This is a genomic window from Rhizobium vallis (assembly GCF_003985155.1).
GTDB lineage: Bacteria > Pseudomonadota > Alphaproteobacteria > Rhizobiales > Rhizobiaceae > Rhizobium > Rhizobium vallis.
Window position 1 is genome coordinate 240,844 of sequence record NZ_ML133686.1, and the last position, 24,362, is coordinate 265,205.

The 24,362-nt window shown below is 60.9% G+C and carries 23 protein-coding genes; 15 read left to right on the plus strand and 8 right to left on the minus strand.

All coding sequences use genetic code 11. From position 1 onward, the window contains the following. The first annotated feature begins 3 nt into the window (after window positions 1–3). Window positions 4–954 carry a sugar-binding transcriptional regulator gene (locus EFQ99_RS01235; protein WP_126918847.1) on the plus strand — a complete coding sequence of 317 codons (951 nt, stop codon included), beginning with the start codon at window positions 4–6 and terminating at the stop codon, window positions 952–954. A 231-nt stretch (window positions 955–1,185) separates the two neighbouring features. Here EFQ99_RS01235 and moaA read toward each other — a convergent pair whose 3' ends face one another. After that, entirely contained in the window at window positions 1,186–2,232 is a 1,047-nt protein-coding gene (gene moaA, locus EFQ99_RS01240; RefSeq protein ID WP_126918848.1) for a GTP 3',8-cyclase MoaA, read from the minus strand. Window positions 2,233–2,366: 134 nt separating this feature from the next. Here moaA and EFQ99_RS01245 point away from each other — a divergent pair, with 134 nt between their 5' ends. Together EFQ99_RS01245 and EFQ99_RS01250 are read left to right on the plus strand one after the other, a co-directional pair. Beyond that, window positions 2,367–2,741 (plus strand): gamma-butyrobetaine hydroxylase family protein, encoded by a 375-nt coding sequence (locus EFQ99_RS01245; RefSeq protein ID WP_126919565.1) that lies wholly within the window; start codon window positions 2,367–2,369, stop codon window positions 2,739–2,741. 29 nt (window positions 2,742–2,770) lie between these two features. Beyond that, a complete protein-coding gene (locus EFQ99_RS01250; protein WP_126918849.1) occupies window positions 2,771–3,961 on the plus strand; it encodes a low temperature requirement protein A in 1,191 nt (396 codons plus the stop codon). A gap of 3 nt (window positions 3,962–3,964) precedes the next feature. Here the strand turns inward: EFQ99_RS01250 and EFQ99_RS01255 are convergent, their stop codons facing one another. Continuing rightward, window positions 3,965–4,432 (minus strand): MarR family winged helix-turn-helix transcriptional regulator, encoded by a 468-nt coding sequence (locus EFQ99_RS01255; RefSeq protein WP_126918850.1) that lies wholly within the window; start codon window positions 4,430–4,432, stop codon window positions 3,965–3,967. A gap of 46 nt (window positions 4,433–4,478) precedes the next feature. On the opposite strand from EFQ99_RS01255, the gene EFQ99_RS01260 reads away from it, so the two are divergent. Both EFQ99_RS01260 and EFQ99_RS01265 read left to right on the plus strand, forming a co-directional pair. Next, window positions 4,479–5,459: an alpha/beta hydrolase gene (locus tag EFQ99_RS01260; RefSeq protein WP_126918851.1), complete on the plus strand. Its 981-nt coding sequence runs from the start codon at window positions 4,479–4,481 to the stop codon at window positions 5,457–5,459. A 37-nt stretch (window positions 5,460–5,496) separates the two neighbouring features. Next, window positions 5,497–6,108: a pyridoxamine 5'-phosphate oxidase family protein gene (locus EFQ99_RS01265; RefSeq protein WP_126918852.1), complete on the plus strand. Its 612-nt coding sequence runs from the start codon at window positions 5,497–5,499 to the stop codon at window positions 6,106–6,108. A gap of 48 nt (window positions 6,109–6,156) precedes the next feature. Here the strand turns inward: EFQ99_RS01265 and EFQ99_RS01270 are convergent, their stop codons facing one another. After that, entirely contained in the window at window positions 6,157–7,224 is a 1,068-nt protein-coding gene (locus EFQ99_RS01270; RefSeq protein ID WP_126918853.1) for a GGDEF domain-containing protein, read from the minus strand. Window positions 7,225–7,452: 228 nt separating this feature from the next. On the opposite strand from EFQ99_RS01270, the gene EFQ99_RS35445 reads away from it, so the two are divergent. Beyond that, complete coding sequence (locus EFQ99_RS35445) at window positions 7,453–7,653, plus strand: hypothetical protein (protein WP_126918854.1); 201 nt, start codon at window positions 7,453–7,455, stop codon at window positions 7,651–7,653. A gap of 119 nt (window positions 7,654–7,772) precedes the next feature. Here EFQ99_RS35445 and EFQ99_RS01280 read toward each other — a convergent pair whose 3' ends face one another. After that, window positions 7,773–9,380 (minus strand): fumarate hydratase, encoded by a 1,608-nt coding sequence (locus EFQ99_RS01280; RefSeq protein ID WP_126918855.1) that lies wholly within the window; start codon window positions 9,378–9,380, stop codon window positions 7,773–7,775. Window positions 9,381–9,636: 256 nt separating this feature from the next. Between EFQ99_RS01280 and EFQ99_RS01285 the strand changes: the two genes are divergently transcribed. Beyond that, window positions 9,637–10,464, plus strand: coding sequence for a VCBS domain-containing protein (locus EFQ99_RS01285; RefSeq protein WP_126918856.1), 828 nt, complete (start codon window positions 9,637–9,639; stop codon window positions 10,462–10,464). A 375-nt stretch (window positions 10,465–10,839) separates the two neighbouring features. Here EFQ99_RS01285 and fumC read toward each other — a convergent pair whose 3' ends face one another. Beyond that, window positions 10,840–12,231, minus strand: a complete 1,392-nt coding sequence (fumC, locus tag EFQ99_RS01290; RefSeq protein ID WP_126918857.1) for a class II fumarate hydratase — start codon at window positions 12,229–12,231, stop codon at window positions 10,840–10,842. Here fumC and EFQ99_RS01295 point away from each other — a divergent pair. After that, the gene (locus EFQ99_RS01295; RefSeq protein ID WP_126918858.1) at window positions 12,230–12,559 is read left to right on the plus strand and encodes a hypothetical protein; all 330 of its coding nucleotides are present in this window, start codon (window positions 12,230–12,232) and stop codon (window positions 12,557–12,559) included. The genes fumC and EFQ99_RS01295 overlap by 2 nt on opposite strands. Before the next feature lie 91 nt (window positions 12,560–12,650). Beyond that, window positions 12,651–14,567, plus strand: a complete 1,917-nt coding sequence (locus EFQ99_RS01300; RefSeq protein WP_126918859.1) for a L,D-transpeptidase family protein — start codon at window positions 12,651–12,653, stop codon at window positions 14,565–14,567. Between the two features lie 130 nt (window positions 14,568–14,697). On the opposite strand, the gene EFQ99_RS01305 is transcribed toward EFQ99_RS01300, so the two are convergent. After that, complete coding sequence (locus EFQ99_RS01305) at window positions 14,698–15,402, minus strand: HAD family hydrolase (RefSeq protein ID WP_126918860.1); 705 nt, start codon at window positions 15,400–15,402, stop codon at window positions 14,698–14,700. Window positions 15,403–15,669: 267 nt separating this feature from the next. On the opposite strand from EFQ99_RS01305, the gene rpiA reads away from it, so the two are divergent. The 3 genes from rpiA to EFQ99_RS01320 all read left to right on the plus strand — a co-directional run bounded on the left by rpiA (window position 15,670) and on the right by EFQ99_RS01320 (window position 17,331). Beyond that, window positions 15,670–16,368 (plus strand): ribose-5-phosphate isomerase RpiA, encoded by a 699-nt coding sequence (gene rpiA, locus EFQ99_RS01310; protein WP_126918861.1) that lies wholly within the window; start codon window positions 15,670–15,672, stop codon window positions 16,366–16,368. Between the two features lie 15 nt (window positions 16,369–16,383). After that, the gene (locus tag EFQ99_RS01315; RefSeq protein ID WP_126918862.1) at window positions 16,384–16,950 is read left to right on the plus strand and encodes a DUF2059 domain-containing protein; all 567 of its coding nucleotides are present in this window, start codon (window positions 16,384–16,386) and stop codon (window positions 16,948–16,950) included. A gap of 96 nt (window positions 16,951–17,046) precedes the next feature. Beyond that, window positions 17,047–17,331, plus strand: a complete 285-nt coding sequence (locus EFQ99_RS01320) for an acylphosphatase (protein ID WP_126918863.1) — start codon at window positions 17,047–17,049, stop codon at window positions 17,329–17,331. A gap of 44 nt (window positions 17,332–17,375) precedes the next feature. Here EFQ99_RS01320 and EFQ99_RS01325 read toward each other — a convergent pair whose 3' ends face one another. Continuing rightward, window positions 17,376–17,594 carry a hypothetical protein gene (locus tag EFQ99_RS01325; RefSeq protein WP_037171118.1) on the minus strand — a complete coding sequence of 73 codons (219 nt, stop codon included), beginning with the start codon at window positions 17,592–17,594 and terminating at the stop codon, window positions 17,376–17,378. A 177-nt stretch (window positions 17,595–17,771) separates the two neighbouring features. Here EFQ99_RS01325 and gor point away from each other — a divergent pair, with 177 nt between their 5' ends. Further along, a complete protein-coding gene (gene gor, locus EFQ99_RS01330) occupies window positions 17,772–19,157 on the plus strand; it encodes a glutathione-disulfide reductase (protein ID WP_126918864.1) in 1,386 nt (461 codons plus the stop codon). Window positions 19,158–19,167: 10 nt separating this feature from the next. On the opposite strand, the gene EFQ99_RS01335 is transcribed toward gor, so the two are convergent. Next, complete coding sequence (locus tag EFQ99_RS01335; protein WP_126918865.1) at window positions 19,168–20,457, minus strand: vWA domain-containing protein; 1,290 nt, start codon at window positions 20,455–20,457, stop codon at window positions 19,168–19,170. Between the two features lie 222 nt (window positions 20,458–20,679). On the opposite strand from EFQ99_RS01335, the gene EFQ99_RS01345 reads away from it, so the two are divergent. Further along, window positions 20,680–22,053, plus strand: coding sequence for a class II 3-deoxy-7-phosphoheptulonate synthase (locus tag EFQ99_RS01345; RefSeq protein ID WP_126918866.1), 1,374 nt, complete (start codon window positions 20,680–20,682; stop codon window positions 22,051–22,053). Between the two features lie 272 nt (window positions 22,054–22,325). Beyond that, on the plus strand, window positions 22,326–24,299 hold the full coding sequence (locus tag EFQ99_RS01350; RefSeq protein ID WP_126918867.1) for an acyltransferase family protein: 1,974 nt from the start codon (window positions 22,326–22,328) through the stop codon (window positions 24,297–24,299). Window positions 24,300–24,362: the final 63 nt, after the last annotated feature.

The following is a 24,362-nucleotide window of genomic DNA, read 5'->3' on the forward strand; positions in this document are numbered from 1 at the left end:
GCGATGACTCGCCTCAACGAACTCCGTCTCATCTCAAGGGTCGCCCAGATGTACCACTTGGAGGGACGGCGGCAGGCGGAGATCGCGCAGCACCTTCGCCTGTCACAGGCGACAGTGTCACGCATGCTCAAGCGTGCCGAGGCTGAAGATATCGTGCGAACCAGCGTGACCCCACCGGTTGGCACCTACAGCGAGCTTGAGGGCGCACTTCGCGAGAAATACGAGTTGCCGGAGGCGATCGTCGTGGAGTGCACGGAAGATCGGGACGGCGCCATCATGGCCCGTATCGGAGAGGCAGCGGCTCATCTCCTGGAGGTGACGCTTGCGCCAGGGGAGATCATCGGCGTTTCGAGTTGGAGCCAGACCATCTCCAAGATGGTCGAAAACATTCATCCCCTGAAGAGCGCTCAGGCGAAGTACGTCGTCCAAACCCTTGGTGGCATGGGCGATCCTTCCGTGCAGACGCATGCGACGCAGCTGACCACGCGGCTTGCCCGGCTGACCGGCGCCGAGCCAAAACTGCTGCCTGTACAGGGCGTTACGTCGTCCAGAGAGGCAAAACTTCTTATGCAGGCCGATCCATTCGTGCGCGAGACGATGGACCTGTTCGGCAGCATAACGCTTGCGATCGTCGGAATCGGAGCCGTCGAACCGTCTGAACTTCTCGCACGATCCGGCAACATCTTTTCGTCTCGCGAACTGTCTGACCTCGCGGAAGCGGGAGCCGTCGGCGATATTTCGCTTCGCTTCTTCGATAAAAACGGCAAGCCGGTCAAGACGCCGCTAGACGACCGCGTCATAGGGCTTCCACTCGAGGATCTCGAAAGGGTGGACCGGGTCATCGCGCTTGCCGGCGGGTCCAAAAAGATCGACGCTATCGCTGGCGCGCTCCGTGTGGGCGTCATCGACATGCTTGTTACGGACAAGTTTACTGCGCAGCGATTGATCGACTGACGGGGCAAGTGAGGTGGTGGCGCATCGGGTGAGCCTTGAAGGACCGCCGAAAGGTTGCTCGCTGCCAGTCTTGCTTTTTGGTGTCGAGCGCTCGCCTCGCCCTTCGCGCGCCTCAGGAAGAGCTTAGGGAGTTTGCCGCACCGTATCCTGGCCCTTCGCTTGGGCTCAGGGCGTTCGGCGCTGCGATCGATTCACTGGATCGATCGCTCCCCGCTTTGCGAGGACCGGGCCTCACCCCCCGGTGACACTCATATGCCGGGCCACCGCCGGACGATTATGGGTGCGGTCGATGATGAAGTCGTGGCCTTTGGGCTTGCGGGTGATGGCTTCGTCGATGGCGGCGTGGAGGAGGGCGTCGTCTTCGGTGGCGCGCAGAGCCGCACGCAGGTCGGCGGCGTCGTTCTGGCCGAGGCACATGTAGAGTGTGCCGGTGCAGGTGAGGCGGACGCGGTTGCAGCTCTCGCAGAAATTATGGGTCATCGGCGTGATGAAGCCGAGGCGGCCGCCGGTTTCCTCGACCCTGACATAACGTGCCGGGCCGCCTGTCTGGTAATCGATGTCGGCAAGCGTGAACTGGTTTTCGAGATCGGCGCGCAGCTGGGAGAGCGGCAGGTATTGATCGGTGCGGTCTTCCTCGATCTCGCCCATCGGCATGGTCTCGATGACGGTCAAATCCATGCCACGGCCATGAGCGAAGCGCAGGAGGTCGGGAATCTCGGTATCGTTGAAATCTTTGAGCGCCACGGCGTTGAGCTTGATCTTCAACCCGGCCTTCTGCGCGGCGTCGATGCCTTCCATGACCTTGGCGAAATCGCCCCAGCGGGTGATCTTGCGGAACTTGTCGGGATCGAGCGTATCGAGCGAGACGTTGATGCGACGCACGCCGCAATCGTAAAGCTCCTCGGCATGACGGGAAAGCTGAGAGCCGTTGGTCGTCAGGGTTAGCTCGTCGAGGCCGGAACCGATCTTTTCACCGAGACGGCGCACGAGATACATGATGTTCTTGCGCACGAGAGGCTCGCCGCCAGTCAGCCTGATCTTGCCGACACCCTTGGCGATGAAGGCGGAACAGAGCCGGTCGAGCTCCTCCAGCGTCAACAGATCCTTCTTTGGCAAAAAGGTCATGTTTTCCGCCATGCAATAGGTGCAGCGGAAGTCGCAGCGGTCAGTGACGGAGACGCGGAGATAGGTGACGGCCCGGCCGAAAGGGTCGACCATCGGATGCGCACCTGCCACCAGCGGCGATGCATTGCCTATCGTTCCAACTCTGCTGTTCACCTGTATCTCCGTACTCTAGTGAATGTGGGCATATGCTATTGTCACGTCAAGGGAAACAGCCTGCGTGCATGCCGATTTCAGCTTGCACTGAAAAAGATCAGCGCCTACTCCTCGCAATAGAAGAGGACAAAATGATGAGTGATATCTGGCCGAGCGAACTTCGCGTTTCGAAAGACCGGCAGCGGCTGGTGGTGACCTTCAATGACGGTCAGAGTTTCGACCTTTCGGCCGAACTTTTGCGCGTGCTGTCGCCTTCGGCCGAGGTGCAGGGGCACGGGCCGGGCCAGAAGGTGACGGTGCCTGGCAAGCGCAACGTTGCGATCATCTCGATGACGCCGACCGGCAATTATGCGGTCCGGATCGGCTTCGACGACATGCACGATACCGGCATCTATACCTGGACCTATCTGCGTGAACTCGGCGAACGGGGCGCTGAGCTGTTTTCGGCCTATGAGGACGAGCTGAGCGAAAAGGGCATGAACCGCGACACCACGGAAAAGCCGCGCTGAACTTCCAATTCACAGCCATCGGGGGACATATGGCGAAAGCGAATAACAAGAACTGGCTGCGCGGCAAGGGCAGCGCGGCCGGCAGCAAGGTGACCTTCCTCGAGCTGTTCTTCGACCTGGTCTTCGTCTTTTCGATCTCGCAGCTTTCGCATGCGCTCGCCGCTCATTATACGCCGCTCGGGGCGGCCGAAGCCGGCCTGATGACCTTCGCCGTCTGGTGGGTGTGGATCTTCACCGCCTGGGTGACGAACTGGCTCGACCCCGACAAGATGCCGGTGCGCGGCATGCTTGTCGTGCTGATGATGCTCGGGCTGGTGCTGTCTGCTTCCATCCCCGAGGCCTTCGGCGACAAGGGGCTGCTCTTTGCCGGCGCCTATGTGGCGATGCAGGTCGGGCGGTCGCTGTTTACGACCTATGCGATGACGCGCGTCGACCGCGCCAACACACTGAATTTCATCCGCATAACAACCTGGCTTGTTGTGGCGGCCGTCTTCTGGATCGCCGGCGGGCTGCTTGAGCATGAGGCCCGGCTGATCGCCTGGGTGATTGCGCTCGCGATCGAATATGTCGGACCGGCGGCGGGCTTTGCGGTGCCGGGGCTTGGCCGCTCGACGCCGAGCGACTGGGATGTGTCCGGCGCTCATATGGCCGAGCGCTGTGCGCTCTTCGTCATCATCTGCCTCGGCGAAGCGATCCTCGTTTCCGGACGTACCTTTTCCGAGCTTCCGATCTCGGGCCTGACCAGCCTTATCTTCGTCACCGCCTTCATCGGCACGGTCGCGATGTGGTGGCTCTATTTCCGCTTCGGCCACGGGCGCGCCGCCCATCGCATCGAGCATGAGGAAACGCCGGGGGCCTTGGCGCGGCAGGCCTTCACCTATGGGCATATCCCGATCCTGGCCGGGATCATCGTGCATGCGGTGGCTGTGGAGTTCATGTTCTCTCATCCGCATGAGACCGGCGATCTCGGTATCGCCGCCGCCGTGCTCGGCGGCTCCGGCCTGTTCCTGATTGGCAATCTCTGGTTCAAGGGTGCGACCAGCGGGCAGCTCCCATTGTCGCACCTTGCCGGCCTCGTGCTTCTGATCCTGCTTGCCTTCGTGGCACCTTTTGTTGAGGTCTATTTGCTCGGCATCCTGGCGACGCTGGTGCTGATCATCGTCGCAGCCTGGGAATACCGATCGCTGAGCGGCACATCGGCGGCGCCATCACTCCATTGATCATCAATCCTCGTCGCGCAGATCTTTCAGCAGAACGGTGATGATGCGCTCCATCGAGGTGGCGGTCGCCGTGCATTGCTCGATCGGCTCGTCGGAGAGCGTGCGTTCGATGAGATCGGTCTGGATCGCCATCGCCGATTCGGTCAGCCTGCGACCCTCTTGCGTGAGGTAGAGGCGCAGCACGCGCTTGTCGCGTTCATCGCCGCGCCGCTCGATCAGCCCGCGTTTTTCCATCTGCGGCAGCAGCATGCTCATGTTGGAGCGGCCGACCAGCAGCTTGCGCGCCAGCTCCTGCTGCGAGATGCCCTCGAAACGATAGAGATTGACCAGGATATCGAGATGCGGGGGCTTGATGTCGAGATCGGCAAGCGAGCGGGCCAATGATTGCTGCATGAGCTGGCAGGCGCGAGCCACCGCGATCCAGCTGCGAAAACGCGGATGATCCCAGGGAAGGGATTGATTTTTGTTCATCGTTGTACTTTATTGTTCAGTGTTGAACAGATTTTGGATTCCCACTATGGCAAATTTCGCGCTCAAGGTCATCCGCCTCGGGTTCTCGGCCCTGCAGGCGGTTTCGCCGCAGCTGGCGGGCAGGGCGGCGTTCCTGCTGTTTTGCCGCACACCATCGCTGCGGTCGAAGGGCGGGAAGGCCAAGGCGGCGCATGCGGCGGGTGTAGCGCGGCTTGCCGGCGCCGAGCGCTTTGTGCTCAGGCTTGCGGGTGGCGCCAAGGCGCATGCCTACCGGCTGAACGGCGGAGCGATCGGCCGGCGCAAGCGCTATCTCGTCACCCATGGCTGGGGTTCCAGCGCCGTATACATGGCAGATCTGATTTCAATGCTGGCGGCCACGGGTGCGGAGGTCGTGGCGCTCGATTTTCCCGGCCATGGGCGCGCGGGCGGGCGCTTCCTGCATATGGGACTTGCAGTCGAGGCGATCGCGGCCGCGCAGGAACGGTTCGGCGCATTCGATGCGGCGATCGGCCATTCCTTCGGCGGTGCGGCGCTGATGGTCACCGCGGCGGGCTTGCTGCCTGGCGTGGCGCCTGTCACGGCCGAGCGATTGGTGCTGATCGGCGCGCCGAGCGAGATGGCCTGGCTGTTTACCGATTTCGGCCGGATGGTCGGCCTTCGCCCCACTGCGCAAACAGTACTGGAGAATGAGGTTCACCTGGTCACCGGGCGGAGACTCGAGGATTTCGACGCTGGCGAAGCGGCAAGCGGCATCGGCCGGTCGGTGCTCGTCATCCATGCCGAGGACGACAAGGAGGTGTCGCCGGTCCATGCCAGGCGATATGGCGCGGCGGGCCAGCGCGTCCGGCTGTTCTGGGCCAACGGTTTCGGGCACCGGCGCATCGTCGGTGCGGCTCCGGTGCTTGCCGCGATCGCAGCCTTTCTTGAAGGCTATCAGGACGAGCGGGATGTCCCGGGCGAAAGCATCAAAAAAGATGCGGAGATCATTCCATTTTTTGAGCTTCCGGCGAGGCGCGCGGCATTGTAGCGTCCGCGGCGAAGATCAAGCCGCGGCGGGACGCCTCATGAAAATCATCAGCAGTATCGAAGAGCTCAATACGATCTATGGCGCTGGGCTGTCGCAGGCCTCGGTCGACAAGGTGACCAAGCGGTTGACGCCGCTCTATCGCGAGATGATCGAGACCTCGCCATTCGCGGCGCTTGCGACCGTCGGGCCGGAAGGGCTCGACTGCTCCCCGCGCGGCGATCTCGGCGGCGTGGTGCGCGTCGTCGATGACGAGACGGTGCATCTGCCGGACTGGCGCGGCAACAATCGCGTCGATTCGCTCTCCAACATCGTGCGCGATCCGAGGCTTGCGCTGATGTTTCTCATCCCGGGCTCAAATACGACAATGCGCATCAACGGCCGCGGCGTGGTCTCCGATGACGAGGCGCTGCTTTCAAGCTTCGAGATGGACGGCAAACATCCCCGCACCGTCGTCGTCATCACGGTCGACGAGGTCTATTTCCAGTGTGCCCGCGCAGTGATGCGGGCCGAACTCTGGAACGCCGAGCGCTTTGCCGATCCGGCGAGCCTGCCGACGCCGGGGCAGATGCTGAAGGCCGCGGTCAGTGATTTCGACCAGGAGACCTACGATCGGGAATGGCCGGGACGCGCGGCGAAGACGATGTGGTAAACCGCCGTCACCTTATGGTGACAGCGGGTGCGCATCGAAGCTTCGCCGTCAGGCCTTGTAGATCAGCCAGCTCTTGGTGAAATCTTTCTGCATGCCGTGCTCATAGAGGATGGTGCAGTTGCGCCCGGCGTTCTTGGCGCCGTAGAGTGCGATGTCGGTCTTGCTGTAGAGTTCGCCGGCATCGTCGGCGCTGGATGCCATACAGACGCCGATCGAGACGGTGACCGGGCCGTAATTCACCCGGGTGCGGGAATTCTTGAAGGGTGTCGTTTCCAGCGTGCGGCGGATGCGCTCAGCGATCGCCATCACTTCCTCCGGCGTATTGCCCTCGATGATGAGCGCGAATTCCTCGCCGCCGGCGCGGGCAACGAAGACGTCACGCCGGACATTGCTGCGGATGACGGAGGCGACGGTGGCAAGAATCTTGTCGCCGACCGGATGGCCGTAGGTGTCATTGATCTTCTTGAAATTGTCGATGTCGGCGAGCAGCAGCGCAGTCACCGGCCGCATGCCGGGACTATTGAAGACGGCGGCAAGGCGATCGTCGAAGGCGCGGCGGTTGGAAAGGCGCGTCAGCGAGTCGGTGTTGGCGATGCGCTTGTATTCGTCGAGTTCCTTGCGGACCTGATCCATCTCCTGCGAGCGCTGAACGACGTCTTCGACGGTGCGTTCGCCATGCGCCATGGTGTCGCCGGTCGCCTGACTCAGGAGCTCGATGGCGTTTTCGATCAGTTCGACGCTGGCATTGCTCTTGGAGGTGATGCGCTTGTGGGTCTCGCCGAGCAGCCTGGTATAGCTTTCGAGCGAGCTCTGTTCCTGTTTCAGGATCCGCAGCAATCCGTCGAGTTCCCCTGATATGCGCGTGTGGGCGTCATCGAAGACGCGGGCAGGGCTAGTGGTGAAATATTGCGCGCCGAGCGCGTCGAGTTCGGCCTGCGTCGCCTGGCTGCCGAGGGCGGCAAGCTCGCGGGTCAACGCCGGATTGGAGCCGATATAGGCTTCGTAGAAGAGTTCGTAATTGCGGGGTATCGGCGCAACGCCCATCGAACGCATGGCATAGGTGATTTGGCCCGCTACGTCTGGAACCTGCACCTTGGGCGCGACAGCCGTATTCATCCGGCGAACTCCTCATATATTCGAAGGCGATAATTTATTTGTTAGCTTAAATTTCTTGGGAAAAGATTAAAGCGACATATACCAAAGATTACATACGACAACTTCCAAACGGGCCAATACTTCGATCAGGCCTATGATTTTGCATCAGAAAATGTATCTTCTGCGGGACAATGCATGCCCGTTGCACGGGAATGGTGTCAGAAAAACTTACAGTTCTTCTCGTGATTCATGAAAGCATCTCGCCATATTTCTTTCGCCATCCTCGCTTTCACCATGTTTGCCGGCGGCGCCTTACTGTCGGAACGCGCCGGGCTCTTCACCGGAGCTTTCCGCACGGAGATCCTTGCGAGGGTCGATGACGGGGATGTGGTGAGTGCTGCGGAGATAGCGCAAGATGCCGGTCCATTGGATAGGGCGTCGGCGCGGTAGGCAGTGTGCCGAAGGGGCAGGTGATCGAGAGGGCGTCACCGCCCTTGATGTTGCGACATCCCGCTCGACCCCAGCGTCCGCAGCGGGATCCTTACGAAAATCCCCCGCGCGCGCCGCAATCACCCCAAATTCAATTCCTGGAAGAAATCGTTGCCCTTGTCGTCGATGACGATGAAGGCGGGGAAGTCTTCGACTTCGATCTTCCAGACCGCTTCCATGCCGAGTTCGGGATATTCGAATACCTCGACCTTGCGGATGCAGTCCTGTGCGAGGCGGGCGGCGGGGCCGCCGATCGAGCCGAGATAAAAGCCGCCGTGTTTCTTGCAGGCCTCGCGCACTGCGCGTGAGCGGTTACCCTTGGCAAGCATCACCATCGAGCCGCCGAAGGACTGGAACTGGTCGACGTAACTATCCATGCGGCCGGCCGTCGTCGGGCCGAAGGAGCCGGAGGCGTAACCAACAGGCGTCTTGGCGGGGCCGGCGTAGTAGACCGGGTGGTTCTTCAGGTAGTCGGGCATGCCTTCGCCGTTTTCCAGCCGTTCGCGGATCTTGGCATGGGCGAGATCGCGGGCGACGATGATGGTGCCGGTCAAGGACAGCCGTGTCTTGACCGGATGCCTGGAAAGCTCGGCAAGCACATCGGTCATCGGTCGGTTGAGGTCGATATGGACGGTCGATTCCGACAGTTTCGCCTCGTCGATCTCGGGCATGTACTTGGACGGGTCGGTCTCGAGCTGTTCGATGAAGATGCCGTCGCGGGTAATCTTGCCCTTGGCCTGGCGGTCGGCGGAACAGGAGACGCCGAGGCCGATCGGCAGCGAGGCGCCGTGGCGGGGCAGGCGGATGACGCGCACGTCGTGACAGAAATACTTGCCGCCGAACTGCGCGCCGACGCCCATCTGCTGTGTCAGCTTGTGGATTTCCTTTTCCATCTCGACGTCGCGGAAGGCGTGGCCGCTGTCGGAGCCTTCGGTCGGCAGTTCGTCGAGATAGCGGGTGGAGGCGAGCTTGACGGTTTTCAGGTTCATCTCGGCCGAGGTGCCGCCGATGACGATCGCCAGATGGTAGGGAGGACAGGCTGCCGTCCCTAACGTCAAGATCTTCTCCTTAAGGAAGTCGATCATCCGGTCATGCGTCAAAAGCGAGGGCGTGCCCTGGTAGAGAAAGGTCTTGTTGGCCGAACCGCCGCCCTTGGCAACGAAAAGGAATTCGTAGGCGTCGGTGCCTTCTTCATAGATATCGATCTGGGCCGGCAGGTTATTCCTGGTGTTCTTCTCTTCGAACATCTTGATCGGTGCAAGCTGCGAATAACGCAGGTTCTTCTTCTCATAGGCGTCCAGTACGCCGCGGGCGAGTGCTGCCGTATCGCCGCCCTCGGTCCAGACCCTGCGGCCTTTCTTGCCCATGATGATCGCCGTGCCGGTGTCCTGGCACATGGGCAGCACGCCGCCGGCGGCGATGTTGGCATTCTTCAAGAGATCGTAGGCGACGAAGCGGTCGTTGTCCGTCGCCTCGGGATCGTCGAGGATCGAGGCGAGCTGCTTCAGATGGCCGGGGCGCAGCAGATGGTTGATGTCGGCAAAGGCGGTTTCGGCGAGCAGGCGGATGCCTTCCGGCTCGACCGTCAGGATCTCCTGGCCCTTGAACGTATCGACAGAGACATGATCGCTGCTGATCTTGCGGTAGGGGGTGGCATCCTTGCCGAGGGGGAAGAGATCGTCAGCCATCGAAGTGACCTTTCTGCTGGGCGTGCGTCGCTAGATTGGAACCGGTCTAAATCCGCCGCGGAGCAAAAGCAATCGGGATGCGGCGGACTCTGGGAGGGGTCATGTCGTGCCGCGTTTTGTAGTCGGCACGTCATGCGCGGTAAGCGAGTGAAAGAAACAACAAGATCGACATTTGCCGTGAAATGGACGACTTCAGGTTGCCTTCCATTCGGGCCAAGTTCATATTCCCGGCAGCGTTAACCTGCCGGGGCTTACAATGACAAATGCAAAGCCAACTGCTGTCGACGACCTTCTCGTTTTTTTCGAACATGATTGGATTCGTGGGGATCTGCTGCGCCTCGCCAGCGATCCCGAGGGCGCGGACATGTATGCTCGCTTCGTCAATGGCGTGCGTATCGACGCAAAGCATGGGCCTGACCATGAAACGATCATAAGGGGCGAGTACGGAACCTTCAAAGTGAAACCCGACGGTCACTTCACGTACGAGCTGGACTACACGCTCGACGTGGTGAAGAATTTAGCGAAGCACGACCAGCTCATCGAGAAGCTGAGCTACAAGATGTCCGATGGCTCAGGCGGCACGGACCTCGGCGTGCTCACCCTTGCGATCGATGGCGTCAACGAAGGCGAAAAATACCATGAAGTCCTGGATTTCGACGATATGGGCGTCTTATCGAGGGCGGATAATTTCTCGCTGCCCAATTACCGGGGCTTTGCGCTTGCCGTGAACGGCAGCCATGACGTGACGCTTCTGAACGGCTTCGTCTATGATACCATCCCCGGCGTCGACGCCATAACCGAGGATGGCTTCAGCGATACCGTTCTGGCCCCGGCTTCGACGCCCGTGACCTTGAAATTGCTCGATGGCAGCGAGTTCACCTTTCAGAGCGTTTCGATCGCCGAATTGTCGGCGTCGTCGTTTCACTTGACGCTGACCGCCTTGAACGACGGGCAGATCGTCTATCAGCAGGAGCTTGAGGTCACCGGCCCCAATCTCGAGGTCAATCTCGAAGACATCGAAGAAATCCGTTTCGATTTCATGGGCAATTCGGTGGTGATGGACAATTTCTCGCTGTTGGTTTGAGGCTTTACGCGCCCTCAGTTCAGCCCGAGCCGGCATTGTGGCTTCACTGCCGGATAGCAATTCCTGACACGGGGCGTCCGCGCCCTGATTGGCTCCTCCCGCCAACCCTACACTCCGTCATGCTCGGCCCTGAGCCGAGCATCCACACCACGTCCACCAGCAGCCACGGGCAGGGATCCTCGGGACGAGCCCGAGGGTGACGGAGAGTGGGGTTGGCGTTCCAGCCAAACTTGTCGCCGGTGCGTCAGGTGCTCCATCATGCAGGTCTTAGCCCTCTTCAGTCCTGCGACACCCTAGGGCTCAAGCCCCGAGGACAGCTGAGGGAGCAAGTTGCCGCCTCGTCCGTTCCCGAGCAATAGGAGGGGCGGACCCGGCCTACTTCGGCCCGATCATCGTCTCCGGCCGCACGATCTCGTCATACTCTTCCGACGTCACGAGCCCACTGGCCAGCGCTTCTTCCTTCAGCGTTGTGCCGTTCTTGTGCGCCGTCTTGGCGATCTTGGCGGCGGCGTCGTAGCCGATCTTCGGGGCAAGCGCGGTCACCAGCATCAGCGAGCGTTCGAGGCCGGCCTTGATGTTGTCCTCGCGCGCCTCGATGCCGACGACGCAATTGTCGGTGAAGGAGACGGCGGCATCGGCGAGCAGCTGCACCGACTGCAGGAAGTTGTAGGCCATCATCGGATTGTAGACGTTAAGCTCGAAATGGCCCTGGCTGTCGGCAAAGGTGAGCGCCGCATGGTTGCCGAAGATGTGGATGCAGACCTGCGTCAGCGCTTCGCACTGGGTCGGGTTGACCTTGCCGGGCATGATCGAGGAGCCGGGCTCGTTTTCCGGCAGCGCCAGTTCGCCGAGGCCCGAGCGCGGGCCGGAGCCGAGCAGGCGGATGTCGTTGGCGATTTTGAACAGGGCGGCGGCGGCGGCATTGATCGCGCCATGGGCAAAGACCATCGAGTCATGCGAGGCGAGCGCCTCGAACTTGTTCGGCGCGGTCACGAAGGGCATGGCGGTGATTTCAGCGATCTCTTCGGCGACCTTTTCGGCGAACCCGACCGGCGCGTTGAGGCCGGTACCGACGGCGGTGCCGCCCTGGGCGAGTTCGCAGAGGCCGGGAAGCGTCATCTCGATCCGCTTGATTGATGAGCCGACCTGGGCGGCATAACCCGAAAATTCCTGGCCCAGCGTCAGCGGCGTCGCATCCTGGGTATGGGTGCGGCCGATCTTAATGATGTGGCTGAATTCGGTGACCTTCATGTCGAGGGCGGCATGCAGGTGTTTCAGCGACGGCAGCAGGTGATGGGCGATCCGTTCGGCGCAGGCGATGTGCATGGCTGTCGGATAAGTGTCGTTCGACGACTGGCTCATGTTGACGTGATCGTTCGGATGCACCGGCTTCTTGGAACCCATGACGCCGCCGAGCATTTCTATTGCACGATTGGAGATCACTTCATTGGCGTTCATGTTCGACTGCGTGCCCGAGCCTGTCTGCCAGACCACCAGCGGAAAATGGTCGTCGAGCTTGCCGTCGATCACTTCCTGGGCGGCCTCGACGATGGCTTTGCCAAGGGCGGGGTCGAGCTGGCCGAGAGACATGTTGGCGCGGGCGGCGGCCTGCTTGACGATGCCGAGCGCGCGCACGATCGACAGCGGCTGCTTTTCCCAGCCGATCTTGAAGTTGCCGAGCGAACGCTCGGCCTGGGCGCCCCAATATCGGTCGGCGGCGACGTCGATCGGGCCAAAAGTATCGGTTTCGGTGCGGGTTGCGGTCATGAGTTTTGTCTTCCCTTTACATGCTGTTTTCTGGCATCTTCGAAAGATGAGGTCTTATAGGTCGGAAAGCCCGACAAGAAAACCACGTGCTGCGTTCAATATTGAGAGATTTAGTCATGTTTGTGCCGGTTCGGCGGCGTGCTTTTTCGGCCACTTTCAAAATTTTATGCGCGGGCACGTTTTTGCCGCACTGGTCTGCCGGGGAAAATTCGGTAAAAAATTAACTAATAATTTCATAATTTTGTGTGAACTGCGGCGCAGCGCCGCGCAGGCTTTCCCTCACATGAAATTGTGTCCGCCGGCGCTAGCGGCGAAGGCCGGTTTCTGATGAATGGGCCGGACGCTCTTAAGCTTCGCGGATTTGAGTTTGAGCCTTGCGCTCGTGACAAGAACAGCATGACACCGGGACTGGAAGATATATGACGTTCGTTTTGAAAAGCGCGGTATCCGCATTGGCAGTTTCCTGCGGGCTGGCAGTGATGAGTGCCGCTCCCGCGCATGCCTATACGCTGATGGATATGCTGCGCGGCGACAGGCAGCGGAGCCAGAGCACCATTTTCATGGACCAGGCGCCTGGCCGGCCGGTGCCGCGTGGCGCTGTCGGCCCCGGCGGGTCGCTCGGCGGACTGGATCCGGAAGCGCCGCTGCCGAAGGTGAGCGGTCCGCGTTATTACACCTATAAGACGGAGACGCTGCAGTTCGTCGACACCAGCAAGTTCGCCGACCCAGCCGTCACCGGCGCGGTTGCCGATGTTTCGTCGAGCGGCGATGCCGGCGCCGAACCGGCAGTGCAGCGCCGCTTCCTGGCGCAGGCCAAGGTTCGCGCCAATGCCGACGTCGCCAAGGCGCTCGAAGCCTATTACGGCGACAGCCGCAATCCGCTCGTCTGGATCGATGGCAGCCAGATCAACGAGCGCGCCAAATCGGCGTTGGCCGCACTTGCCGATGCGGCTTCGGTCGGCCTCGATCCGGCTGACTACGCCCTGCAGGCGCCGGCGATCGATCCGGCCAATCCCGATCCCGCCGTTCGCGACCGCGCGCTGACGCAGTTCGAACTCGATCTCTCGGCCAAGGTGCTTGCCTTCGTGCAGGACACGGTGCGCGGCCGCATCGATCCGAACAAGATTTCCGGCTATCATGACTTCCAGCGCAAGATGGTCAATCTGGCGCCGGTGCTGAAGCTTGCTCGAATGAGCCCGGATGTCGGTGCCTATCTCGCCAACCGCTCGCCCGATGGCCCGCAATTCCTGGCTTTGAAGGCCGAGCTTGCCAAGCTTCGGGCCGCCGATGGCGGCAGCGAAGAGCGAATCGTCATTTCGCTCGACCGGTCGCTGAAGCCCGGCGATAGCTCGCCCGAGATCGCCAACATCGTCAAGGCGATCGGCAAGCACGGTTCCGAGGCGCTGAAGACCGATCATGCGGCGACGCTTTCCGGTTACACCGGCAGCAGCGACTATTCGCCCGATATCGTCTCGCTGGTCGAGGATTTCCAGAAGGAGCGCGGGCTGAAGGCCGACGGCGTCATCGGTCAGGCGACGGTGCGCGCCATGACCGGCGGCGATACCAACGCCTCGAAGATCGACAAGCTCGTCGTCGCCATGGAGCAGGCGCGTTGGCTGCCGGAAGATCTCGGCTCGCGCTATGTCATGATCAACCAACCGGCCTTCATGGCCTACTACCACAATGACGGCAAGGAACAGCTGTCGATGCGCGTGGTGGTCGGCGGCAAGAACAACCAGACCTATTTCTTCGACGACGAGATCGAGACGGTGGAATTCAACCCGTTCTGGGGTGTGCCGCAGTCGATCATCATCAACGAGATGCTGCCGAAGCTGCGCTCGGATCCGAATTATCTCGATCAGCTCGGTTATGAAGTCGAGGTCAACGGCCATGCGGTCGCCTCATCCAGTGTCGACTGGTACGGCTCGACCGACAACGTCTCTGTGCGCCAGCCGCCGAGCAGCGACAATGCGCTCGGTGAACTGAAGATCCTATTCCCGAACAGCCATGCGATCTACATGCACGACACGCCATCGAAGAGCTTCTTCAAGCGTGACATGCGGGCGCTCAGCCACGGCTGCGTGCGCCTTGCCGAACCGCGCGCCATGGCGGCCGCCGTGCTCGGCACGTCCATCGACGACGTCGCCAAGCAGATCGCCACCGGCCAGAACCATGCTGTAAAGGTGCCGCAGAAGATCCCGGTTTACGTCTCCTATTTCACCGCCTGGCCGAACAAGGACGGCGTTGTGGAATATTTCGATGACGTCTACGGCCGCGACGGTTATGTCGACAAGGCTTTCGACGCGACGACCAAGGCGCGTGGCGCGCAGATCTGATATCGGATTTGATGGTTTATGCGGACGGGCGGTCTTTGGGCCGCCCGTTTTGTTTTGGGCGGCGAGGACGAAACAAAGTAGAGGGGGGTGCCTCACGGAATGCCGTCAGGGGATAAGGGTCATCCTCGCCCTAAACAGCAACCTTGGCCGCAGAACCCTTCAGCAAACCTTCCACCAGTTCCGACGTCAATTCATCGAAATGGGTGATGGTAATATCGGGATCGAGGCTCGAAACCGGCACGTCGGAATAGCCGAAGGGAACGGCGATCGACGGCACGCCGGCATTCCTGGCGACGGCGATGTCGTTGATGCTGTCGCCGATCATGACCGTACGGGCGATGTCGCCGCCGGCGCGCTCGACGGTGCCGGTGAGGTGGCGGGGATCGGGTTTACGCACCGGGAAAGTATCGCCACCCGTGATGGCGTCGAAATAGTTGACGAGATCGAGCTTGTCGAGCAGTCCGAGCGCAAGGCTCTCCATCTTGTTGGTGCAGACGGCCAGGCGATAGCCCGCTGATTTCAGCCTGTCCATCGCGGCGACAAGACCGGGATAGGGCTGGGTGTGGCCGGGCATGCCGGCGGAATAGTGGGCGACGAAGCGCTCGACCAGGGCCGGCAGGGCCTCGGCTTCGAGCGGATGGCCGCGCAGCCGGCAGGCGCGCTCGATCATCACGCGCGCGCCCTGCCCGACGAGATGGGTGAGGTCGTCATAGCTGACCGGTTCGAGGCCGAGGGCTGCAATCGTGTGGTTCAGGCTCTCGACCAGGTCGGCATGCGTATCGAGAAGGGTGCCGTCGAGATCGAAGACGACGAGCGGAGCGGGGGCAGGGGTCAAGGGCTTGCCTCTTTGAGCGATTGGTCGTCTTGGCGCGGGTTATCCAGGGAAACAACACGTTGTTCCCGGAAACGACAGGTCCTTTCCGGAAACGACGGGTCGTTTCTGAGGTAGGCGATCGTGCGGCGGAAAGCAACGGCTTGCGATGGCGGGGAAGGCCGCAGGCATTTGTTTCGGCTTTTCATTTTCCGTGATGATTTTGACTTTCGTTTGCCGGGCGAGCCGTGTAAACAGCACATCCAACGCAATATCAGGAGCTGGCGGCGCATGGATGCCCGCGAAATGAAGATCAAGGCCGCCGAGGCCGCGCTCGCCCACGTCGAAGGCGGCATGCGCCTCGGGATAGGCACCGGCAGCACGGCGGAAGAATTCGTCCGGCTGCTGGCGGAGAAGGTCGCAGGCGGCTTGAAGGTCGAGGGCGTTCCGACATCCGAAAGGACGGCGCGGCTCTGCGTCGAACTCGGCGTGCCGCTGAAGTCGCTCGACGAACTGCCGGCGCTCGACCTGACGATCGATGGCGCCGACGAGGTCGATGCCGGGCTCAGGCTGATCAAGGGTGGCGGCGGTGCGTTGCTGCGCGAAAAGATCGTTGCGGCGGCCTCCGAGCGGATGATCGTCATTGCCGACGAAAGCAAGCTGGTCGATACGCTCGGCGCCTTCGCGCTGCCGATCGAAGTCAACCCGTTCGGTCTCGTCTCGACGCGGATCGCGATCGAAAAGGTTGCGGCCCGGCTCGGTCTTTCCGGCGAACTTAATCTGCGCCAATCCGGTGACGGAGACTTTACCACGGATGGCGGCCATCACATCATTGATGCATCTTTTGGCCGCATTCCTGATGCAGAGGCGCTTTCGAGCGAGCTGAATTCCATACCCGGCGTCGTCGAACACGGGCTCTTTATCAATATGGCGGCACTTGCGATCATTGCCGGTCCTGCGGGTGCGCGCACGCTGCAGGCAAACAGATAACAGGAGCATACACTCATGATGAACATTGCAGGTCTTGGCCGTTTCGCCGCTGCGACCATCGTTCTTTCCGGGCTTGCCTTCGGCTCCGCCGTCAAGGCACAGGAAGTTTCCGAGGAGCAGCTGAAGGCATCTCGCGCGGCGATCGACGCTATCGGCGCCACGGCCCAGTTCGACAACATCCTGCCCGGCCTCGCTGAGCGCCTGAAGGCCGGCCTGATCCAGGATTCGCCGAACTACCAGGATGCCATCTCCTCGACGGTCGATGCGCAGGCGCTGGCGCTTGCACCGCGCCGCGGCGATCTCGAGAAGGAAGCGGCGCTCACCTATGCCAAGGCCTTCACGATCGACGAGCTGAAGGCGATCGCGGCCTTTTACACCTCCGACGTCGGCAAGAAGCTGCTGCGCGACGGCCCGGTCGCTTCGCGCGAGACGGCGAAGGCCGCCGACATCTGGGCACAGGGCATTTCGCGTGATCTGGAAAAGCAGAGCAACGCCATCCTTTCCAAGGTCATCAAGGCTCCGCCGGCTGCACCCGAAACCCCGGCTGCTCCCGCTGCTCCTGCTCCGACCGCCCAGCAGTAAGAATTACTTGTCAAGATTCGCGAAAGCCCGGCATTGTCCGGGCTTTTTTGTTATGATGCGGCAAAAGCCGGCGACCAGATTTTGGATGAGGCAGATATGTCCGATGGCCACGAGGCTGTGCAAGTCCGGATATCAGGCAGGGTCCAGGGCGTCGGATTTCGCATGTGGACGCGAAATGAGGCGGCGCGGCTCGGGTTGACGGGCTGGGTTCGCAACGAAGAGGACGGGTCCGTCGCTGCTTTGATCGCCGGATCCGATACCGCGATCTCGACGATGATCGAGCGTTTGAGGCGCGGGCCTGCGGGATCATCGGTTTCAGGCGTCCAAACGGAAACGACCCGGCTTGAAAAGATACCGGGCGATTTCCGTATCATCGGCTGATCGCAACAACTGCCGACGGATGGCATTGCAGATGCGCCAAACGCTCAGCCCCAGTCCTTCGAGCTTTTTGCCAATTGCCACACGCCCGTCTCATCCGGCTCCACGCGTTTGTTGCCGCGATAGAAGATCGGCAGTCCTGTCTTCTTGTCCATCGCGAAGCGGCTCGGCGTAAATTTTTCGTCCTCGTGGCCCTGGATGGCGAGGTTGAGCGCTTCCTTGAACTTGCCGGCCCTGCAGAGGTTGGCGAAGAGAGTTTGATCCATCTTTTGCTCCGGCATTTTTTATCCCACGGATTGCCTGCCAGTCTCGGTCGGCTGGGTCAACCATCAATGAGGATTCGGCGAAAGAGAACGGCATGATGCAGGAGCGGGCTTTTGTTTTCACGGCGATCGCTCCTATATCAGGTGCGTCCTTCCTGCGATTCCCTTCCGGAGCTCATCATGTCTTCCTATGATTACGACCTTTTCGTCATTGGCGGCGGTTCCGGCGGCGTGCGCGGTGCGCGCGTTGCGGCCTCGCTCGGCAAGAGGGTGGCGATCGCCGAGGAGTATCGCTATGGCGGCACCTGCGTCATTCGCGGCTGCGTGCCGAAGAAGCTCTTCGTCTATGCCTCGCAATTCCATGAGCATTTCGAGGATGCCGCTGGCTTCGGTTGGACGGTCGGCGAAAGCAGCTTCGACTGGAAGAAGCTGGTGGCGGCAAAAGATACCGAGATCGCCCGGCTGGAAGGCCTCTACAAGAAGGGGCTCGCCGGCGCCAATGCCGAAATCCTGGAAACGCGCGCCGAACTCGTCGATGCCCACACGGTGCGGCTCGTGAAAACAGGGCAGACGGTGACCGCAAAGACGATCGTGATCGCTACCGGCGGGCGGCCGAACCCGCATGCAGCGCTTCCCGGCCACGAGCTTTGCATCTCTTCCAACGAAGCCTTTCATCTCGAAGAGCTGCCGAAATCGATCGTTATCGCGGGCGGCGGCTATATCGCCGTCGAATTCGCCAATATCTTCCACGGCCTCGGCGTCGAGACAACTTTGATCTATCGCGGCGCCGAAATCCTGTCGCGCTTCGACGAGGATCTCCGGCGCGGCCTGCATGAGGCGATGGTCGCCAAGGGTATCCGAATCCTCTGCCACGACACGCTGCAGAAGGTTTCAAAGGGTGAGGATGGGCTCATTCTGGAGACGCTGAACAGCGGCACGCTCCATGCCGGCGTCGTGATGCTGGCGCTCGGGCGCGATCCGAACACCGAAGGCCTCGGGCTCGAGGCGGCCGGCGTCGCCGTCGACGAGCGCGGCGCGATCATCGTCGACGATTATTCCCGCACCAATGTGGAAAACATCTATGCGCTCGGCGATGTCACCAACCGGGTACAGCTGACGCCGGTGGCGATCCACGAGGCGATGTGCTTCATCGAGACCGAGTACAAGAACAATCCGACCCGGCCGGATTACGAGCTGATCCCGACCGCCGTCTTCTCGCAGCCGGAGATCGGCACTGTCGGCCTCTCGGAAGAAGAGGCGGGCAGGCGTTACGCCGAGCTCGAAGTCTACCGCGCCCAGTTCCGGCCGCTGAAGGCGACACTTTCCGGCCGTTCCGAGCGGATGATCATGAAGCTGATCGTCGATGCGGCGAGCCGCAAGGTGGTGGGCGCCCATATTCTCGGCCATGATGCCGGCGAGATGGCGCAGCTGCTCGGCATCACGCTGAAAGCCGGCTGCACCAAGGACGATTTCGACCAGACGATGGCGCTGCACCCGACAGCGGCCGAAGAGCTCGTCACCATGTATGCGCCGAGCTATCGCATCCGCGAGGGCAAGCGCATCTGAGTGATATTCTTCAGCTGGTGATGCGCGGCGAGCGGATGACCTTGAGGAAAAGCGCCTTCATTGCATCGGCGATGCCGTCGGTCGGCGTCACCTCGAAATAGAGGCCGGGCGAGGCGCATGCCTGCATCTTGGTCGGGATCTCGCTCTGGAAGGGCTTGATCCAGGTATTGTACCAGCTGTTTTTCGGCAGCGGCAGATAGGTGGTGTAGAGCACTGCGACCCTGATGCCCTTGTCCTTCAGCGGCTGGCAGAAAGAGGTATCGATCGGCTCCTGGCAGCGGTTGCCGGTGAGCTTCTTGGTGCAGCCCTTCGGCTTCTCGCTGTCGCCAACGCCATCCGAAACGAAGAACAGGATCTTCTGCGGATTCGCGGATGTGCTGCCGTCACCGGGCGTCGTGATGATGGTTTTCATCTGCGTCAGTGCGCTGTCGAAACTCGTCTGCTGGTCGTTATTATAGCCCTGATACGGGATGGTCATCAGATCGACGGCATCGGTATAGGTGCGGACCTTGTCGAGGTCGGTGGTCGGGTCGGAGATGGTGGTCAGCTTGGCATCTTCGGCCTTGGTGCCGAAGGTATAGACACCCATGCGGAACTGGTTGTCTGAGACGCGCGTCGTCTTGGCTGTCTGCGTCAGTTCCTTGGTCGCCTGGCGCACGACGTCGATGCGCATGCTGACCCCGAGTTTCTTGGCGAGATTGTAGTAATTGTTGTTGTTCTGCGTCTCGTGGCAGGCAAAGGCACAGCTGTCGCTGGTGTTTTTTTCCATCGTCGAGACGTCTGTCGCAGTGGCGCCGACGCCCATCGAGGGTGTGTTGTCGAGCAGGATATAGAAATCCATGAAGGAGGCGGTCTGGTATTCGGCCGTCGCCGTGCCCGAAATGGAGATCGAATCCTTGCCGAGAACGCGCATGAAGGTAGTGGGCACGGTCGCGTTGAAGGAAACCTGCGAATTCAGCTTGTTGGCGGCCTTGGTGACGTCGATGCCGAGATCGACCTGGACATCGGCCAGCTCTCCTGAGATCTGGGACATGAAGATACTGCGGGCATCGGCCTTGCCGAGTGAAATCGTGCCATCGCCGCTCATGCTCATCGCGGCAGCGACCGCGCCGGATTTTTCGGCGATCGAGCCGACGGCGGCAGCATCAGCGGCAGCGTAAAGCTGCGTCCTCAGGCTCAGCGCATGGGCGAAATCCACCGCCATGCCCGCCGCGCCAAGGAGCGGCACCAAAAGCAGTGCCGTCATGATGCCGAAATTGCCCGAGCGGTCCGATATGAATCCCGGCGGAAGGATCGCCATGGCATGTCCCCGATGTTGAAACTCTTCCGCTTCTACATTCAAAGTCTAAAGTATGGGGAAATCGAAATGGTATATGCCGGTTTAACGACAAGGCGGCGGGTGGCGGGGCTCCCAGCGGAAGCTTCGGGCGATTGGCCTTTGCAAGCCTGATCTAAAAGTCTATAAGCCGCCGGATATCGAGATAGGGCATCCTGGTGAACGGATGTGATTGAGGTGAGTGAGATGGCAGAGAACTGGACCCCGAGCAGCTGGCGGCAAAAACCGATCCTGCAGGTTCCCGATTATCCCGATGCAGCCGCTTTGGCGGCAACAGAGGCCACGCTCGCCAGCTATCCGCCGCTCGTTTTTGCAGGTGAGGCGCGTCGCCTGAAGAAGCATCTCGCCAATGTCGCCGAAGGCAACGGCTTCCTGCTGCAGGGCGGCGATTGCGCCGAGAGCTTCGCCGAACACGGCGCCGACAACATCCGTGACTTCTTCCGCGCCTTCCTGCAGATGGCCGTCGTTCTGACTTTTGGCGCACAGCTGCCGGTTGTTAAAGTTGGCCGCATTGCCGGCCAGTTCGCCAAGCCGCGTTCGTCGAATGTCGAGAAGCAGGGCGACGTGACGCTGCCGGCCTATCGCGGCGACATCATCAACGGCATCGAGTTCACCGAGGAGTCGCGCATTCCGAACCCGGAACGCCAGGCCATGGCCTACCGCCAGTCGGCCGCGACGCTGAACCTGCTGCGCGCCTTCGCGATGGGCGGCTACGCCAACCTCGAAAACGTCCATCAATGGATGCTCGGCTTCGTCAAGGACAGCCCGCAGGGCGAGCGTTACCGCAAGCTTGCCGACCGCATCAGCGAAACCATGGATTTCATGAAGGCGATCGGCATCACTTCGGAAAACCATCCGAGCCTGCGCGAGACCGATTTCTTCACCAGCCATGAGGCGCTGCTGCTCGGCTACGAGGAAGCGCTGACCCGCGTCGATTCCACCTCGGGCGACTGGTATGCCACGTCAGGCCACATGATCTGGATCGGCGACCGTACGCGCCAGGCCGACCATGCGCATGTCGAATATTGCCGCGGCATCAAGAACCCGATCGGTCTGAAATGCGGCCCGTCGCTGCAGGCCGACGATCTGCTGCAGCTGATCGACATCCTGAACCCCGCCAACGAAGCCGGGCGCCTGACGCTGATCTGCCGCTTCGGCCATGAGAAGGTCGCCGAAAACCTGCCGCGCCTCATCCGCGCCGTCGAGCGCGAGGACCGCAAGGTCGTCTGGTCCTGCGACCCGATGCACGGCAACACGATCACGCTCAACAACTACAAGACCCGTCCCTTCGAGCGGATCCTGTCGGAAGTCGAAAGCTTCTTCCAGATCCACCGCGCCGAAGGCACGCATCCCGGCGGCATCCATATCGAGATGACCGGCAAGGATGTGACGGAATGCACCGGCGGCGCCCGCGCCGTCACCGCCGAGGACCTGCAGGACCGCTACCACACCCATTGCGATCCGCGCCTGAACTCAGACCAGGCCCTCGAACTCGCCTTCCTGCTTGCCGAGCGCATGAAGGGCGGCCGCGACGAGAAGCGCATGGTCGCCAACGGCTGAGGCCCGACCGCTAGATATTGACCCGCATTCGCAGGCACGTCTCGGCGTGCTTGCGGAAAAGCAGAGCGCGTCCCTTGTAGAATCAGCCGAAAGCGTGCTGCGCTCCTGCTGCATGAGGCGGAGCGCTCGATCAGCAACGGCCAAACTGTGGTTTCGCCGCCTAAGCCGTCCGCAAAGCGGACCGGCAACGAAATTCGTTTTGCTGCCGGAGGCGGAAGACCTCCTAGCCGAGGCGACATTAAAGCCGCTGGCGGCTGGATGAGCAGGTGATAATGAACTATCGTCCCGATATCGATGGGCTCCGCGCCGTAGCCGTGTTGGGCGTTCTTCTGTTCCATTTTTCTATCGGACCCTTCCCCGGCGGATTCACGGGCGTCGATATCTTCTTTGTCATCAGCGGTTATCTGATCACCAAGCTGATCGTCGAGGACGTGGAACAGGGGAGGTTTTCGTTCAAGCGGTTCTATGTGAGACGCATGCGCCGGCTGTTCCCGGCATTGCTCTTCACGTTGCTGTGCTCTCTCGTCGCTGCGGCGCTGATCTTCCCACCGGAGCAGATGACAGGCTTCGGCGCATCATTGGCGGCATCGGTATTCTCTGGCTCGAACATTCTGTTCTGGACGGAGCATGGCTATTTCGATGTCAGTTCGCACCTGAAGCCTCTGTTGCATACCTGGTCCTTGGGCGTCGAGGAGCAATTCTATCTGGTCTGGCCATTCGGGCTGGTGTGGCTTTTGCGGTCCGGACGGAAGGCTGCGATGGCTGCATTGGCTCTGGTCTTTATCGCAAGCCTCGGCGCGAACCTGGCGATGGAGCCCTATCAGTCGACGCTATTCTATCTGTCGCCATTTCGCTTCTTCGAATTCGCGATAGGGGCAGGATTGGTATTCGTGCCGGCCGCACGATCGAATGCTGCGATGGAGGGAGCGTTGCTGGCCGGCTTGGCGATGATCGCCTACGCCTATCGGGATTTCACGGAAGCCACTCTCTTTCCGTCCTATCCGGCGCTGGTGCCTACAGTCGGAGCGGCCCTGGTTATCTGGGGCGGACAGGCACGGTGGTCTGGGTTGCTTCTGCGCAACAAGGCAACGGCCTCGGTTGGATTGACCAGCTATTCGCTATACCTGGCGCATTGGCCATTGCTGGTGTTCTGGCAATATGGACGTGCGGAGCCACTGGCTCCCCATGAAAGCGTAGCTCTCCTGATCCTGACATTTGCAATCGCCTGGGCCATGTACGTCTTCGTCGAACGGCCGTTCCGGGAAAGAAACGCCGCGGGCTATCTGATTTTGCCGCGGGTCTATATGCGCGGTGCTGTTGTAGTAGCACTTGCCGTATCGGCGATCGGTCTCCAGGTCTTGGCGTCCCACGGTTGGCTGTGGCGCCTCGGTGACCGTGGAGAGTTCATCGCAGAGTTCGTTCGTGGGGGAGATCGGAGAGTGGACGCGCAATATGGCGGCAGCGGCTGCCGCACACCGTGCAGCACTTCGACAGAAAACCGGAAGCCCGACGTCATATTCATCGGGGACTCACATTCCCGCCAGTATTATCGTGGCGCAAAGGAAGCGCTGGCTGGGCTCAAAGTGGACTTCTACGCGTTCCCCAGTTGCCAGTTCTTTTCCCTGGAATACACCCGAGACTACGCCGGATATCCCGATCCGGTGCTCTATGACGGCAATTGCCGTGAAGCGCGGAAACAGGCATTCGACGGTATTCGCAATGCCCCCGATGCCCTGATCGTCCTGGGCGAGTATTGGTATCCCGTGCGGATGCTATCGGAGGTTGGCAAGGCTCCTTGGGCGGTCACGACGCCGGAAGCCTACTATCGGTTCGTGGGTGCAGAGGTGTCGCGGCTCCAGCAGTCTTTCGGGGGCCGTCAGATGGTTGTTCTCGGAAGCGTTCCTACATCTGGCGGCATCGGGTCTCCGCTCAGTTGCTTCGGCAATCTCTACCGGGTTGACCCAGGATGCCTGGAGCAACCAATTTCCAACCCGGCTATTTCGAAAAGAGCTGAGATCAATGATCTGCTGGCGGAAAATTTGTCGCCTGCAGTGACATTCGTGGACCCATTTGATGCCCTCTGCGCCGGAAAAGAGTGCGAGGTCATGAACGACGGACCTCTGTATTCCGACGACACTCATTTGTCGGGGCTCGGTGCGAAAAAGGTAATGGCTGAAGTCGCCATGACCATCAAACACAAGCTTGCTGTTCATGGGGCGCGAGGAAGCAGGCACGTGACTCAATAGGCCTAAAGCAGGCCTGATACGCTCTGATACCCAGACCATCCCAGTGAATGATGGCAGCCAAAC